This window comes from Silvanigrella paludirubra, from assembly GCF_009208775.1.
Taxonomy (GTDB): Bacteria; Bdellovibrionota_B; Oligoflexia; order Silvanigrellales; family Silvanigrellaceae; genus Silvanigrella; species Silvanigrella paludirubra.
The window spans coordinates 452,943-468,397 of sequence record NZ_WFLM01000005.1 but is presented as its reverse complement, the minus strand read 5'-3'; the positions used below and the strand labels follow the sequence as shown (position 1 = coordinate 468,397).

The following is a 15,455-nucleotide window of genomic DNA, read 5'->3' as shown; positions in this document are numbered from 1 at the left end:
CACAATGATCGATGGCGTTTCGCAGTGGATTTTATCACTGCTCATAATTTTTCCATTATTTGTAGCAGGTATTATTTTAATAATACCTTCATCAGTTGACTGTCGCCTTCATAAAAAGATTGCTTTAGTTGGAACAGTAATTGAATTCGTGTTGTCATTGCATTTGATAAAATATTTTGTTCCTAATTCGGCGCAGTTCCAATTTTCTCAAGTTTTAAATTGGTTGCCGCAATCAACTGGAATTAAATATGTTGTTGGTGTTGATGGATTAAATTTAATACTTGTTCTTTTATCCACTGTATTTTCAATTATTGTAATGATGACAGTTTACACTTCTATTAAAACAAAAGTAAAAGGTTTTTTAACCTTGTTTCTTTTGCTTCAATCAGGAATAATTGGTGTATTTGTTTCGTTAGATGTTGTTTTATTTTATGTATTTTGGGAATTAACACTTATACCAGTTTATTTTATGATTGGAATTTGGGGCGGAAAAAATCGTGTATATGCAACTCTTAAACTTTTTATCTACGGTGTTGTAGGGAGTTTATTAATGCTGGTTGCTTTAATATTTTTATATTATACCCATTCAATTGAAAATAATGGTGTTTATTCTTCAAACATTCTTGACCTCTATAAAACAGCAGCAGCGTTGCCTTTGACAACACAATCCTGGCTGTTTTTAGCAGTTACTTTAGCATTTGGTATTAAAGTTCCAATATTTCCTTTTTATACTTGGCTCCCTGATACATATGAACAAGCTCCAGCAACATATACATTAATGTCTGGTGTCATTTTAAAACTTGCCACTTACGGATTAATTCGTTTTAGTGTTTGTTTATTTCCTGCAGCAGCAGTTTATTTTGCAACTCCTATTATGATATTAGCTGTAATTGGTATTATTTATGGTGCACTAATTGCTTGGCAACAAAAGAATGTTAGAAGAATTATGGCATTTTCATCATTGAGCCATTTAGGCTTTATTGTGATAGGGATATTTTCTCTAAATACAATAGGCTTTCAAGGCGCTCTTTATCAAATGTTAAATCACGCAATTACTGCGGGCGCTCTCTTTATTTTATTTAACTTTTTATATGAAAAAAGAGGAACATTTAATTTAGATGAATTTGGTGGAATTGCTAAAGTGTTACCTTGGTTTGCTTTTTTCTTTGTTATTGCAGCAATGGGATCAGTCGCTTTGCCAAGTACAGGAAGTTTTATTGGTGAATGGTTAATTTTAATAGGTTCATTTCAAGCAAATCCAATTGTAGGCACTGTTGCTACTTTAGGAGTTGTTTTTGGAGCTATTTATATCTTGTGGGCTACTTATAAAATATTATTTGGTCCATTAGATGATCCAGAAAATCAAAAATTATCAGGTTTAAATAAGTTTGAAGTAATTCAGTTGACTGTATTATCTATAATGATTTTTGTGTTAGGTTTTGCTTCATCTTCTATTCTTCAACATACAAAACCAACTCTTGTAAATATTGAAAGAAGTGTAATTAGCAACTCAGCTTATTTATCTGAACTTGCCAATACACAAGATGGTGTTCTTTTACCTCTTAATAAATTTCAAACAGTTCAAAATGAAGGAGTGAAATGATGTCAGCAGACTTTATGATGACTCAACTCCAAGAGACCATTAAAACAGCGATTCAAACTCGTTTATGGAGCGATATTTTACCTCCAGCATCGTTTTATTTTTTATCTCTTCCTATTTTATTATTATTGGTTGGTGGTTTGGTAACAATGCTATTAGGTGTTTTTAAAACAGACCCTGATAAACCATGTTACCCTTCATGGTACGTTGCTGTATTTGTTTCTTTTGCTGCAGCGGTTTTTGCTATTTTTTCAAAAATTTCAACACCAAAAGCTTTTTTAGGAAGTGGTGTTTTAATTGATGATATTTCGAGAATGTCTTTTATTGTAATTGCTATTGGAACATTGTTTACTTTAATGGCATCATCAATGACTAAAATTGGTAAACAATTATTACGTTCTGAGCTACTTACTCTAATTTTATTTTCATCTGCTGGTCTCATGGTAATGTGTGCCGCAGGAGAATTTTTAAGTTTTTTTGTTGGATTAGAATTAACAAGTATTTCACTTTATGTTCTTGTTGGTTACCAACGAAGAACACTTCAAGGTATGGAAGCTTCTATTAAATATTTTATTTTAGGAGCCGCAGCAGCAGCTATGTTATTAATGGGTGCCGCTTTAATTTATGCAAGTATTGGTTCGTTACGTTTTGCAGACTTTAGGTTGTTAAATATTTCTTTTTCAAATCCTTTTGGATTAGCAGGCGTTCTTCTCATTTTTTCAGGACTTGCTTTCAAACTTGCCATTGCCCCTTTTCATTCCTGGGCTCCCGATGTTTACCAAGGTGCAAACTCTCACTTAACGGGCTATATGGCTTCTTTAGTTAAGTTTAGTGTTGCTATTGTTATTCTAAGAATTTTAAGTGTAAGTTTTGGAGATGGTGAAAAAACTGGTCTTATTATTGTTTTCTGGATATTTGGGGCTGTTTCTATTGCTGTAGGATCTTTATTTGGTCTTGTTCACAATAGTATTAAGCGGATTTTAGCTTATTCTTCTGTAGCAAATGCCGGTTACTTTTGTTTAGCATTTGCGTCTTTAGCTGCAGATCCAACAAGTTTAGAGTCTAAACAATCTTTAATGTCATATGCTGTTATTTACGCTGTATTAAGTATGGGGGCATTTACCGTAATTTCATGGTTAGAAGATTCAAATCGTGAAGATCTTTTAAAAGAAGAGTTAGCGGGAATAGGTTCAAAAAAACCTTTTGCAGCAGTTACATTAAGTGTGTTTCTTTTTGGATTTGCTGGTATTCCACCTATTGCAGGATTTTTCGGTAAATTTTTTCTTTTACTATCTGCACTAAATCAAGGATTTATTGGTCTATCCATTATTTTAGTTCTATTTAGCTGTCTTTCATTATACTATTATTTGTCTATTATGGCTGAAATGTGGTTTAAGCCAGCTACTCGGTACTCTGCGCAAAGCAATCAATCTGAAGAAACAAATTCAGGAATGAAAGCGGTTTCTTTTATTGCTGCTTTTGCTGCAATTGTAATTGGTATTATGGGACCACGTTGGGCAATTAATTTAAATTATACTCAGGCATCTGAAAAGAATATGCGTATTGTTAACACAGCAAATAGCGTTCATAATAATGCAAATTCAAAAAATGAAAATGTGATCTCAAATCCTAAATAGAGAGCAATTTCATTAAATTTATTATTGCCTCGAGATATCGAGGTTTTTTTTTGGGGTAAATAATATATGAATTGCTTTGATTTATTAAAAAATACTTTATTGAATGAAAATATAAATTTAAATTCAGAATCAAATGTGCCAAATCAAGTTTATTCAAAAAATTATTTTGAATTTGAAAATAAAATGGAAGAGATATTAAGTCATTTTTTTTCTAATAATCTTAAAGATGATTCCGTTTTTATTTTATGTGATGGCAATTTTAAAAGTTCAGAATTAAATTCAAATATTAGTATTTCGGACGTTGTTATTAAAATAATAAGTAAAAAATATAATGTAATATATAAAAATTTATCTTTAGAAAGTAAAACGGATGTTGATAATATACATGCTTCCGAATATTTTTTAAATCATGTGAATCATCTCATTAAAAATGATAAAAGATGTAAAGTTTATATTGCATTAGGAAGCGGTACAATTACAGACCTTTTGAAGCATTCTTTATATTTAAATGCTCCGGATTCAATCTTTATAAGTATTCCAACAGCTATGACGGTAACCGCTTTTACATCTTCTTTTTCTGTTTTAGATATAGAAGGTGCAAAAAGAACAAGAATTTCAAAAACAATTCATACTACAATTTGGATTGAGCCTTTATTGCAAGCGGCTCCTATTACTTTATCTCGTGCAGGTTACGGAGATCTTCTTGCGCGATTTGTTGCATATGGTGATTGGTATTTAGCTTATAAATTGAAAATTACAGAGACTTATAATGAATTAGCATATCGTTTAATGGAAGTATTTTCTGCTCCCTTAAAAAACTTGTCGGAAAGTATTGGTCAAAATATTTTAACAAATGATGCAACACAAATTCATGCATCAGCTCTTGCCATGGCTGGAATCGCTATGTCATTAAGTGGAGAAACAACTCCATTGAGTGGCTATGAGCATGTGATTAGTCATGCACTTGATTTTTTAAGATTAACTTCAAATAGAACTCTAGTTTTACATGGCGAGCAAGTTGCATTAGCTTCATTGACAAGTGCTATGAGCATAGATTGGTTTTTAGAAAACACTGAATTTGATATTAAAAAATTTAGATCAATGAATGAAAAAGAAACAGAAAAACTAATAAATCAGTTTTTAAATTCTGCGCCATATTATGGAAATCAAAATAATATAAACTCAATAGATCAAAGTAAATTATTAGAGGTAAAAAAATTATTTATTCAGGATTACATGATTAAAAGTGAAAAGTGGAATAAGGCAAGAGAAAATTTTGATTCCTTTTTAAACGAATTACCACAAATAAAAAAACATCTATCAAATATAACAATTCGTTCTTACGAAATGCAAAAATTATTAGAGAATGCAAAATTACCTACTTACCCAGAAATAACAAATCCACCTACTTCAGCCCTTGAATTCAGATGGGCTTTAAGATTTTCTCCATTTATTAGATCTCGCTTTTGTATAGCAGATCTTATTTTTTGGATAGGAGAAGATACCTGTGTTGTAGCTGCTATTTAGAAAAATATTTTAATAATATCAGGTGTAAAAAATCTTTAATATGAAATTATTGAGGAAATAAATATTTTTATTTATTCTGATAAGTTATCATGTATCAATAAAAAATCAAAGAACATTTTGAAATTTATAAAATTTATATATATGAATTTATAAAATATTTTATATAAATTTTATATAAAATAAAATTATATAAAATATTATTAAATAAACAAGAAAAATTTAATTAACTTCACAAAGTTTTATAATATAAAATAATATAAACAATTCAGACATTGACATAAATTTTGTTTCTATATAAATTGAATATAAATTGAATAATTAATATTCAATTTATAAAAAATAATTAATATTTTAATAAAAATAAAATCAAATATTTGCTAACCATTATCTAAAAGAAGATTTATTATGTATAATGATATTACTAATTTTCAAGCTATATTAATTTTATTATCTAACTAAAATGATAAAAGGCCTTTAAATTTAGAAGATAGTCAAAAAGAAGAATCCTATAAAAGACTTATTTTATATGGTTTCCCATATTCAGCTTTTAGTTTTGATTCTATAAAAAGTGATTTAAATAACGTAAAAAAATATGAAAATAGTACAATTGCAATTGATTTAAATAAAAATTTAAAAGATCCTGTTAGGAATTATTTTGAGACAATTTTGGGATATCACAATGTTAAAAATTTATTTAATGATGGGTTTTTTTCTAATAAACTGGATAAATTTTTTCAGGCATTTGAAGATTTTAAAGATAAATTAAAAAAAGAAAATGAAAATAATTTTGCAACAATTTTAAGTGAAACAAATTCAAAAAAAGAGGGAAAAGATAAAACAATAATTCATTCAAAAGCAAAATTTTCTCAAGATGAACAAAAGAAAATAGATAAATTGCTAGATTTTGTTTGGTTTGCATTAAATTATGAAAAATCGCGTGATTTTATTTGTAGAAGAATTTTAAATTGCTATGGTAAAAATGAATTTGCTGAAAGTTATCGAAGTAAAAAATCAATGTTTTCTGACGAAAAGCAATCAAAAGAGTTTTCTTTTTCAAATAAAACTGGTTTAGTGCGATCAAAAGATCCTACTCCTTATTTTGATAAATATTCTGAGGGGTTTATTGATGATAATGGAAACAGAGTTTTAATAGATAATTTGGGCAGTATTTCAGACAGATGTCCCGATCTTTATGCACCAATAATTGAAGATAATACTTTTCCTAAAGTTATTGCAGATTCTGGCGTTCACATTTTTTCTAACTCTTTATCTGGTACAACATTAGCTATATTAAGATTATATGCCGCTACTTTAACTAAAGAAAAGCTTTTTTCGATTGATGATATTGCAACTTATAAAAGTCAAGATAGTTATTTAATATTGAAAGATTATGAAAATGATTTTAAAAATAATGACTTCTTTATAAAATTTTTTAGACTTATAACTTCACTTCTTCTTTATTTAGAAGGAGGTCATACTATGATTGAGTTTTATAAAGTTCTTGAAATTTCAGCTGTAAGATCTATTTTAAATGAACTTGTCAACAATTTTAGTTTAATTAATATTGAAGAAATATATTATAAAAATTCAGAAACATCTTTTAATTTTTCATTAAGAGAATCTATTGATTATATGAAGACTTATTTAAACAGAAATCGTTTTTTAAGTGAATTAAAAGAAAATGATAAATTTAAAAAAAGTTTTAATGATAACGAAATTAAGTCTTTATTAGAAAGAAATAGACTTTTATCTTCAAAAGAATTTAAAAGTATATGTGATAAAATGAAATTGTCTAAAGTTGATAAGGTATTAAATGAATTAAATATAATAAATAAATCATTAGATGATTATAAAATGATACCCTTATATCATGCTGACACTAAAATACAAATTTTAAATAATATAAAATTGAATCTACAGAAACTATTAGAAAATTTAATGAAGGATCAGCCTCTATTATTAAAAAGAAGGTTTAGATTAAAAATAATGCTTAAGTACTCTGACGGTTTATTGCAATTGTTATATTCCGTGTATTCAGAAGAAAATTCTATAAGAAATGCAATTTATTTAGCTAAATAAAATATTAAAGTTAATAATGAATATTTTTGAAATAGGAATTTTAAAATTCAATTGTAAAATTAAAAAATAGTTGTTATATTTTTAATTGAAATATTTTGTTTTTTTTTTTTTATTATTAAAATAAATTATTTAATATTATTTTATCAAAGAAATAAGGAAAAATATGATTTTACTATCAAATATATTAGTGCTATTTATTTCATTTTTACATTTTTCTTTTTTAATTTTAGAAATGTTTTTGTGGACAAAACCAATAGGTCTAAAAATATTTAGACAGTCTCTTCAAAAAGCAAAAGAAACAAAAGTACTTGCCATGAATCAAGGGCTATACAATGGTTTTTTAGCTGCTGGGCTCTTATATGGAGTTTTTTCTTCACATATTCTTATTGGATATTATTTTAAAGTATTTTTTTTAGTTTGTGTAATTATTGCAGGTGTATTTGGTGCAGTAACTTTTTCAAAAAAAATAATTTATATTCAGTCTTTTCCTGCTATCATAGCTTTAATATTTGTATTTATCTATAATTTTTAAAATAAAATTTACGCATGATTTATTTATAAGATTGAAAAAGAAACTATCTGTGATTAATATTAAACTAAAAAATTTCAATCATTCTTTTTTTTCTTTGCTGTTGCAGAACTTGTTTTTCCAAGGCTTTTTTGAATAAATTTAATTACCTTTTTTTTTAAATCTTTATCTTCATCTAACACAAGTTTAATAAGTTCTAGTTCATTATTTGTTCTTAATTTCTTTTTATTTGCAGGAATAGCCATAATAAAAAATACCTCCTTTTAAATTATCGGAAGTATTTTAATATTTAATTTAGCTTTGTATGCCTATGTCAAAAATTAGCTGCAGATTTTATATCTTCTAAAAGATCTTGTGCATCTTCTATGCCAACTGAAAATCTTAACAAATCAGATGTTATTCCTAGTTTTTTTCTATGTTCTAAAGGAACGCTAGCGTGAGTCATTGTTTCAGGGTGATTTATTAAAGATTCTACACCTCCAAGACTTTCCGCAAGTGAAAAATATTTTAGTCTAGAAACAAATGTTTTTAATTTATCATAATCTCCATTTATTCTTGCTGAAATCATGCCTGAAAAACCTCTCATTTGTTTTTTAGCTAGACTATATTGAGGGTGATCCTCAAGCCCAGGGAAAATAACTTCGGAAAATATTTTTAGTTTTTGAATTTCTTTTGCAATAAATAAAGCATTTTCATTATGCTTTTTCATTCTTAAAGAAAGTGTTTTTATACTTCTTAATAGTAAAAAGGCTTCAATAGGGGCGTTTACACTTCCTCCTGCAAATTGAATAAATTTAAGTTGTTCTGCAAGAGAATTATCATTAAGCATTAAGCAGCCACCAACTAAATCGCTATGGCCACCAATGTATTTTGTTGTACTATGTAAAACAATATCAGCACCTAATTCAATTGGAGTTTGAAAAATAGGTGAAGAAAACGTATTATCTACAACAGAAATTGCATTAAATTTTTTTGATAGTTTTGAAATATATTCGATGTCTATTAATTTTAAAAGAGGATTTGTAGGTGTTTCAATCCAAACAAGCTTTGTATTTTTTTTAAAATAACTTTCAAGATTATTTGTAATTGTCATATCAATAAACTCAAAATCAATATTATACTTTGCAAATATTTTTCTAAATAATCTACCAGTACCGCCATAAACATCATCACAAACAAGAACATGATCACCTGGATTTAGTAATTGAGCAATAGCACTAACTGCGGCTAAACCAGATGAAAATGAAACAGCATGTTTTGTTTTTTCCAATGCGGCTAATGAATTCTCAAGAGCAGTTCTTGTCGGATTTCCAGATCTAGAATAATCGTAAATTTTTGGATTACCAGGGCTATCTTGAACATATGTAGATGTTTGAAAAATAGGAGTCATAATTGCGCCTGTTACAGATTCTGGCTCAACTCCTGCATGAACACAAATAGTATCAAAGTTATTACTTAATTTACTCATTTTTTTTCTCCTAGGGAAATATCAGGAAATTCATTAAAATTGATTTTATGAAGTTTTAAAAATATATTTTTAATATATTCTCTTTGTTGAATTGGATCTAATGGAATTGATGAATTTTTAAGTAAGTTTTTAACAATTTCAGAATTCATCATATCTGAATAAAGTTCGCAAACTATAGGATTATCTGAAAGCGATGTTAATTTTATATTTGAACCCATTATTCCTGCATTATGTAGCATATGTCTAGGAAAAAGAGTTTGTTCATGAACCCAATCGGTATAACCATTTTCATAAAACTGAATAAAAACTTGTTCATCTTCATGATACATTTTATCACCAACAATCCAATGCCCTATTGCTGCTAAATGAATTCTAATTTGATTTGTTCTGCCTGTTTGAGGCAAACAAGCAAACATTGTATAGTCTTCGTAAGTTGCTAGCTTTGAAAACCAAGTTTCGGCTTGTTGTGGTAAATTACCATTAACCCAGAGTTTAAGTCGAATTAAAGAATTTTCTGGTTCTCCAATGGGTAATGTAACTCTAAAATTTTCAGGTAATTGGCTTTTTCCTTTGGTAACTGCAATATATAATTTTTCAATGTTACCTTGTCTAAAAGCTTCTGAAATAATATTTCTAGTTTCTGATTTTCTAGCACAAGCTAAAATTCCGCTTGTTTCACGATCAATTCGATGCACGGCTGAGCAGTCTGCATAACCCATTTTTGCAGAAATATTAACGAATGTATTTTTTCCATAAATACCAGCAGCATGAATTACCATATTTGGAGGTTTAGAGAATATACATAAATCTCCATCATCAAAAATAATGTCCATTTTTTCAATTACATCAGGTTCATATTCTGGTGGATGAAAAAGCCATATTTGGTCATAATTTTTTAATTTGTAGGTAGGTTTTATTTTATTTAAATGAATTTTTTCACGTTCTTTTCGATTTGCGCCATGTTCAATTAAAACTTCACCATTTGAAATTCTTTCACGCCATGTTTCTCTATTATGAAATTGAAACTTATTTGCCATATAAGCATCAATTCTTTCTTCATTTTCTAAATTTTCTAAATGGGTTCCAATTTTTCTAAAATCTTCTTTTTTAGGTTCTTTATTTCTTTCGATAGATTTTGGCGCTCGTGCTTTTAGCATTGTTTTCATAACTTCGCCAATTTCATCTTCATTAATTACAGGAGTTGATTTTGGTTGAGTCTGATTTGATTTTTCTTCAATCAAATTTTTCATTTTTTTTATATTATTATTTATTTTTGATTTTTCTTCTTTTGCTTCATTAATTTGTTTTTTTAGCAATTGATCTTTATATTGAATGATCATATCTGTTTCAATGCTTGGGAGTATTTCAATTCCTAAATTATGATTTGGATCTATCATGTTTATTATATTTAATATAGCTTCCGCATTGCCGCCGCTAAAGTAACATTTACAAGGAGAATGCATTTTTATAGATGTAATAACGCTTGATGCTGTTGATAAAAATACACCTCTTTGAACATAAATTTCTTGATTCCAATTTTTATCTTTTGGAGTAAACATTTCTGAATTAGCTTGGAATAAAGGAACTAAGGCTGTGTAATGATGAATTGCATTAAATGCCATTTGCACACCAGGAAAAATAAAATTCTCTAAAATGGATAAAGACCCTGAAACCCCTTCGCAAGTTACTGCTGTACCAAATGAAAAAGTAATTATATTTTCTTTTAATTTTTTAGCTTGTTGAAATGCAAATAAAAATTTAAGCGCTCTATCAGCTCCTAAGCGACTTACTTCAAAATCTCCTGTAATATCCATGCAATTAAAAATTTCTTTTTCGGTAATTTTTACTTCATTAAAAGAAATTTCCGGAAATAGGCTTGTTAAGTAATCTTTAATTATTCCTAATGAATTTTTTGTTTTTTCAGGGGTATTAACTGAGGTGTAAACTAAATCAATTTTTAGTTTTCGATCTAAAATAAAACCTTCTAATATTGTTTTAAAAAATTCTCTAATTTTAATTTGCTCATTTTTAAGCAAAATATCATATGGAATATTAATATGATATTTTTTTAAATGAGAAGATTGATATCCAATATGAATTGTTGTGTTTCCAAAATCGATAGCAAGAATGGGTGTTCCTTTTTGTATTGATTCTGTATTTGTTTCTGTTTTTTTATTGACTGTAGTTTCTTTTAATGAAATATCGCCAGATACAACTGGTTTTGAACTACCGCTTAATAATAATCCAGCATTATTATCAATCCCTATAAACTCTCCTTGCCTCGTTCCTTTATCTACAGATAAAATAGTGCCTTTTGGTAACGATCTTTCTAATACTAAAGATTTTAATTGCTCTGTATTACGTGGAGAGCAAATATAATCAATAATTTCAATTTTTAATGTTTCGCAAAATTTGTTTAATATTGCAGATCTAAATTCATCTGATTTATGATATTTATTAATTTCTCTTTTGACTGACTTATTGTCATTTACGAATAAACTTTCCCAAAATGATATTGATTTATCTAATTGGGGGTGACTAAAAAAATTTAAGCCAATACCAATAAAAAAATCTCCAATTTTATTTCCAATAGCATTTGTTTCGCACAATATACCGCAGATTTTTTTATATTCTAAAATATCTTTATTAATTGGTTTTTTAGGAAAGTAAATAATATCATTAGGCCATTTAATACATATCATTTTATCTTCATTAAATGGAATGCTGTGAATCATGGATTTAATAAAGCTTTCAGTAGCAGCTAGTGAGTCATGAATAGCACAGCCTATTAAAGAAGTCACCCATTCGAAGGGAACTTTAATTCTTTCACTAGGAATAACTAAAGTAACGGGTAAAAATTCATTTTGTTTTAATACAGCATCGTTAATATTGTTAAAATAAAATAATTCAGATGTTTCATTTAAAGAGTTATTTTCTTTAATGTCAGCTTGTTTCCATTGAGAACCACCTCGACCTCTGCCAAGAGTTTGCCTGCTGGTCATGATTGCTAAAATGTTTCCTTTATGAGGATTATTTTGAGCGTAATGCTTGGCAAGATCCATAGTTGATGGGGTCTGTTCTGTGTAAATTGTATAAAAATCATTTTTAGTCATTGTAGTTCCATTAATTAATGAGGTAAATAGAGTTGTAAACTCATATCAACCCAAATAGCTTTATGAATTAAAGCTCCCATGCTGAGAAAATCGACACCTAGTTTTGATATTTCTTCAATATTTTTTTCATCTAAATTTCCACTAAGTTCAATTTTAATATTTTGATTAAGTTTATTTTTTTCTTTAATTGCAAGTAGGACATCTTTTTCAGAAAAATTATCAAGCATGATAACATCAGCTCCTTTTTTCAAAGCAGCTCTAAATTCAGTTAAATTTGTAACTTCAATTTCAATTTTAGTTAATATTGGTATATTTTTTGATAAATTATCGAGAGATTCTTCAATTGAACCAATTGCTCTTAAATGATTTTCTTTCAACATAGCTCCCGTATCAAGGCCATGTCTATGATTTCGAGCTCCAGCAATTCGAGTGGCATATTTCTCATAAATTCTTAAACCAGGAGTTGTTTTTCTTGTCTCTAATAGAGATATATTACTTGAATATTTACGAATTTCTTGCAGAATTGTTTTTGTTTTAGAAGTAATACCGCTTATTTTTGAGCATAAATTTAAAGCAACACGTTCTGCTAGTAAAATGCAACTTGCACTGCCAGTGCCACCAAGAACAACGGAGCCTTTTTTAATGAAATCACCATCATTGCAGTCTGAATAGAGTTTAATCGTTCCTCCTGATGCTTGATAAAATGTTTCTTGCATCATGTGTAAACCAGAAAGAATAAAATCTTGTTTTGCTACAATATAAAACTCTGCAGTTTGGTTTTTGTCCATAGCGGCAAATAAAGTAGGGTCTCCAGAACCATGATCTTCTTCAAGCCATTGTAGAATATCTTTTAGGATGCGGTTTGGTGTAACTCCAAGCTTTGATGTGCAAAAATGTATGAAATCGTTTTGAGTTAGCTCGTTTTTTGGCATCAAAAAAGGACAGCGAGGCTTTACTTTCGTGTGATCCATAGTGCACCCTATTAGAGATAATTTTAATGCCTTGGACATCCAAGGCAGGGGTACTCATATCATGATTTTAGCAATACAAAAATGCTTACAAACGCATATTCCAAAAATATTTTTGGAATCTCTTGAAGAACTTGAAATCGAAGCGCAAAAAGGAATATTTACATCATGGTCATTATCAAATAATGAAGCTGCACTATCTGCGTTTTGGGCAGATGAATGTCAATTAAATATTAAAAAAAATTCAGAAAATATTGATTTCTCTTATCATCCGACTTTTGATTTATCAAGTCTTACCAAACCCTTTTTTTTAAATTTTTATTTAAGAGAATTATTTAAACAAGATTTTATAAAAATAATAAATACGCCAATAAATGATTTGTTTTTAAATAAAAATATTTTAGAAGAAAATGAAAAATTATTTCAATATATTTTAAATAGTAAAAATAATTTTTGTTTAAACTCTTTTCTTTCTCATTACTCTGGAGCTAAAAATTGGTTTTGGATGGGGAGTGCTAAATGGTTTCAATTTTCTACATCCCATCATACAGATCCAAATATTTATCATACAAATTTAGATATAAATGATAAAAATTACTTACATAATTTTAAACGTAATTTAAATTCAAGTTGTATTAAATCTTTTAATAATGATGACTTTGGGAAATATATTTATTCTGATGTTAATTATTATATATTATCAAGACTAATAGAATCTTTTTTTATGAGAGATAAAAACTGGATACAAATTGTAGATTTAATAAATGATAAATTAGAATCAAATTTTTTTCATTCAAGTTTATCTCCTCAAAAATCAAAAAATAGTATTCCTTATTATCCATATATTTCATATTATAATGATGATATTAATATTGATAAACTAAAAGAATTAAATTTTGGTTTTGTAAATGACACAAATTCAAATATACTTTCCTCAATGAGTGAAAATAATAATTTAGTATCAGGGCATTCAGGTTTTTTTGGTAATATTATTGATGTTACCAAAGCTACTAAAGAAATTATTTCTTCGCAAAGCAAATTTTTAGATGAAGTTAACTATGAGAGTAATGCAAATGTTAGATTTGTATTTGGATTAGATACTCCAAGTTCGAAAGAATCAACTGCTGGGTTAAAAAATTGGCCAGAAAATCGATCTAAAGTTTACGGTCATTTAGGATATACTGGAACTTCTTTTTGGTTCCAAACAAATGAGAAAAAACATAATTCAAAATACCATGCATTATTAACAAATAGAGTATCACAAAGAAGAAAATATGGAGTAGAAAAATGTCCTCGGATATTTATTTATTCCGATTTTATTAATAAAAATAATAAATATTTTAGAGCTATAAATGATGAAATAAAGGAAATAAATAAAATAGAGTTAAATGATATTTTAAATGAATATTATGGAATTTCAAATAAAATATGGGATTCAAGTGTTGTTAGAATAGCTCCAAATATAAATAATATTAGAAAATCAATAGCAAAAAAGATGTGGAACATATAATATGCTAAAAAAATTATTTTTATTATCTTTCTTTCTATTTGTTGGTTTTGTTGGATATATTTTTTATTGGTTTAAAAGTCCGAACCCTTTAAATTTAGAAACTGTAGATTATCATTTACAGGAAGGCTCTACATTTATGAGGGTTGCGTATGATTTAGAAAAATTAAATGTTTTAAGATATCCAAAGATTTTTATTGATTATGCAAAAATAATGCACTTAACCGGAAATTTAAAAATTGGAACATATCGATTTAATAAGGATGTATCTCCAGAAGAAATCCTAAATAAACTTGTAAAAGGGGATATTGTTACAATAAAAGTAACAATTCCAGAAGGGCTAAATATTTATCAAATTTCTGAAAAATTAGCTCAAGATTTTCCTAAAACAAAAAAAGAAAATTGGCTGGAAATAATAAATTCAAAAGAATTTATCCCTTTTTTAGGACTTAAAATAAATGCAGTAAATTTGGAAGGTTTTATATTTCCTGAAACATACGTATTTGATCCCAATTTATCTCCAAGATCTGTAATAAAATCCATTCTTTCTGAATTTAAAAAGAATGTAACATCAGAAATGCTTCAGAAAGCAAAAGAACTAGGTCTAACCCCTTTAGAATATATAACTTTGTCCTCTATTGTCGAAAAAGAAACTGCTGTTTCTTCTGAAAGAGAAAGAGTGGCAGGAGTTTACTGGAATAGACTTAAAATTAAAATGAAGCTGCAGGCTGATCCAACCGTAATTTATGGAATATGGAACAAATATAAAGGAACTATTACAAAAAGAGATTTGCTAACACCTACACCTTATAATACATATACAAATTATGGGTTACCGCCAGGGCCCATTGCGAGCCCTGGGATTGCAAGCTTGAAAGCCACATTAAATCCAATATCAAAAGATCTTTATTTTGTAGCCAAAGGTGATGGGACTCATATTTTTAGTCAAAATCTAAAAGATCATAATATTGCTGTAAGGAAATATGTCATTTTTTTAAAAGCAAATAGACAAAAGGAATAAGTATAG

11 protein-coding genes are annotated in these 15,455 nt (G+C 27.8%); 7 read left to right on the top strand and 4 right to left on the bottom strand.

Annotated features, from left to right (window positions below; genetic code table 11):
• Positions 1 to 4 precede the first annotated feature (4 nt).
• From GCL60_RS15340 to GCL60_RS15320, 5 genes are all read left to right on the top strand, one after another.
• On the top strand, positions 5 to 1,603 hold the full coding sequence (locus tag GCL60_RS15340) for a complex I subunit 4 family protein (RefSeq protein ID WP_153421550.1): 1,599 nt from the start codon (positions 5 to 7) through the stop codon (positions 1,601 to 1,603).
• On the top strand, positions 1,603 to 3,237 hold the full coding sequence (locus tag GCL60_RS15335) for an NADH-quinone oxidoreductase subunit N (protein ID WP_161998244.1): 1,635 nt from the start codon (positions 1,603 to 1,605) through the stop codon (positions 3,235 to 3,237). The genes GCL60_RS15340 and GCL60_RS15335 overlap by 1 nt, the downstream gene beginning before the upstream one ends.
• Positions 3,238 to 3,303: 66 nt before the next feature.
• Positions 3,304 to 4,764, top strand: coding sequence for an iron-containing alcohol dehydrogenase (locus tag GCL60_RS15330; RefSeq protein WP_153421548.1), 1,461 nt, complete (start codon positions 3,304 to 3,306; stop codon positions 4,762 to 4,764).
• 666 nt (positions 4,765 to 5,430) lie between these two features.
• Complete coding sequence (locus GCL60_RS15325; RefSeq protein WP_153421547.1) at positions 5,431 to 6,843, top strand: hypothetical protein; 1,413 nt, start codon at positions 5,431 to 5,433, stop codon at positions 6,841 to 6,843.
• 163 nt (positions 6,844 to 7,006) lie between these two features.
• On the top strand, positions 7,007 to 7,375 hold the full coding sequence (locus GCL60_RS15320) for a DUF1304 domain-containing protein (RefSeq protein WP_153421546.1): 369 nt from the start codon (positions 7,007 to 7,009) through the stop codon (positions 7,373 to 7,375).
• 74 nt (positions 7,376 to 7,449) lie between these two features.
• Here the strand turns inward: GCL60_RS15320 and GCL60_RS15315 are convergent, their stop codons facing one another.
• The 4 genes from GCL60_RS15315 to nadC all read right to left on the bottom strand — a co-directional run bounded on the left by GCL60_RS15315 (position 7,450) and on the right by nadC (position 12,924).
• Positions 7,450 to 7,617 carry a hypothetical protein gene (locus GCL60_RS15315; protein WP_153421545.1) on the bottom strand — a complete coding sequence of 56 codons (168 nt, stop codon included), beginning with the start codon at positions 7,615 to 7,617 and terminating at the stop codon, positions 7,450 to 7,452.
• 68 nt (positions 7,618 to 7,685) lie between these two features.
• Positions 7,686 to 8,840 carry a trans-sulfuration enzyme family protein gene (locus tag GCL60_RS15310; protein ID WP_153421544.1) on the bottom strand — a complete coding sequence of 385 codons (1,155 nt, stop codon included), beginning with the start codon at positions 8,838 to 8,840 and terminating at the stop codon, positions 7,686 to 7,688.
• The gene (locus tag GCL60_RS15305) at positions 8,837 to 11,953 is read right to left on the bottom strand and encodes a type III pantothenate kinase (protein ID WP_153421543.1); all 3,117 of its coding nucleotides are present in this window, start codon (positions 11,951 to 11,953) and stop codon (positions 8,837 to 8,839) included. Before GCL60_RS15305 ends, GCL60_RS15310 begins: the two co-directional genes overlap by 4 nt.
• A 14-nt stretch (positions 11,954 to 11,967) precedes the next feature.
• Complete coding sequence (gene nadC, locus GCL60_RS15300) at positions 11,968 to 12,924, bottom strand: carboxylating nicotinate-nucleotide diphosphorylase (protein ID WP_161998243.1); 957 nt, start codon at positions 12,922 to 12,924, stop codon at positions 11,968 to 11,970.
• Positions 12,925 to 12,985: 61 nt separating this feature from the next.
• Here nadC and GCL60_RS15295 point away from each other — a divergent pair, with 61 nt between their 5' ends.
• Entirely contained in the window at positions 12,986 to 14,431 is a 1,446-nt protein-coding gene (locus GCL60_RS15295; protein ID WP_153421541.1) for a hypothetical protein, read from the top strand.
• 1 nt (position 14,432) lies between these two features.
• A complete protein-coding gene (gene mltG / locus GCL60_RS15290) occupies positions 14,433 to 15,449 on the top strand; it encodes an endolytic transglycosylase MltG (protein ID WP_153421540.1) in 1,017 nt (338 codons plus the stop codon).
• The last annotated feature ends 6 nt before the right edge of the window (positions 15,450 to 15,455 follow it).

Coding starts and splice junctions, on each gene's coding strand:
- nadC (WP_161998243.1), bottom strand. CDS start 12,924: ATGGATCACACGAAAGTAAAGCCTCGCTGTCCTTTTTTGATGCCAAAA.
- GCL60_RS15315 (WP_153421545.1), bottom strand. CDS start 7,617: ATGGCTATTCCTGCAAATAAAAAGAAATTAAGAACAAATAATGAACTA.
- GCL60_RS15330 (WP_153421548.1), top strand. CDS start 3,304: ATGAATTGCTTTGATTTATTAAAAAATACTTTATTGAATGAAAATATA.
- mltG (WP_153421540.1), top strand. CDS start 14,433: ATGCTAAAAAAATTATTTTTATTATCTTTCTTTCTATTTGTTGGTTTT.
- GCL60_RS15340 (WP_153421550.1), top strand. CDS start 5: ATGATCGATGGCGTTTCGCAGTGGATTTTATCACTGCTCATAATTTTT.
- GCL60_RS15320 (WP_153421546.1), top strand. CDS start 7,007: ATGATTTTACTATCAAATATATTAGTGCTATTTATTTCATTTTTACAT.
- GCL60_RS15335 (WP_161998244.1), top strand. CDS start 1,603: ATGTCAGCAGACTTTATGATGACTCAACTCCAAGAGACCATTAAAACA.
- GCL60_RS15305 (WP_153421543.1), bottom strand. CDS start 11,953: ATGACTAAAAATGATTTTTATACAATTTACACAGAACAGACCCCATCA.
- GCL60_RS15310 (WP_153421544.1), bottom strand. CDS start 8,840: ATGAGTAAATTAAGTAATAACTTTGATACTATTTGTGTTCATGCAGGA.
- GCL60_RS15295 (WP_153421541.1), top strand. CDS start 12,986: ATGATTTTAGCAATACAAAAATGCTTACAAACGCATATTCCAAAAATA.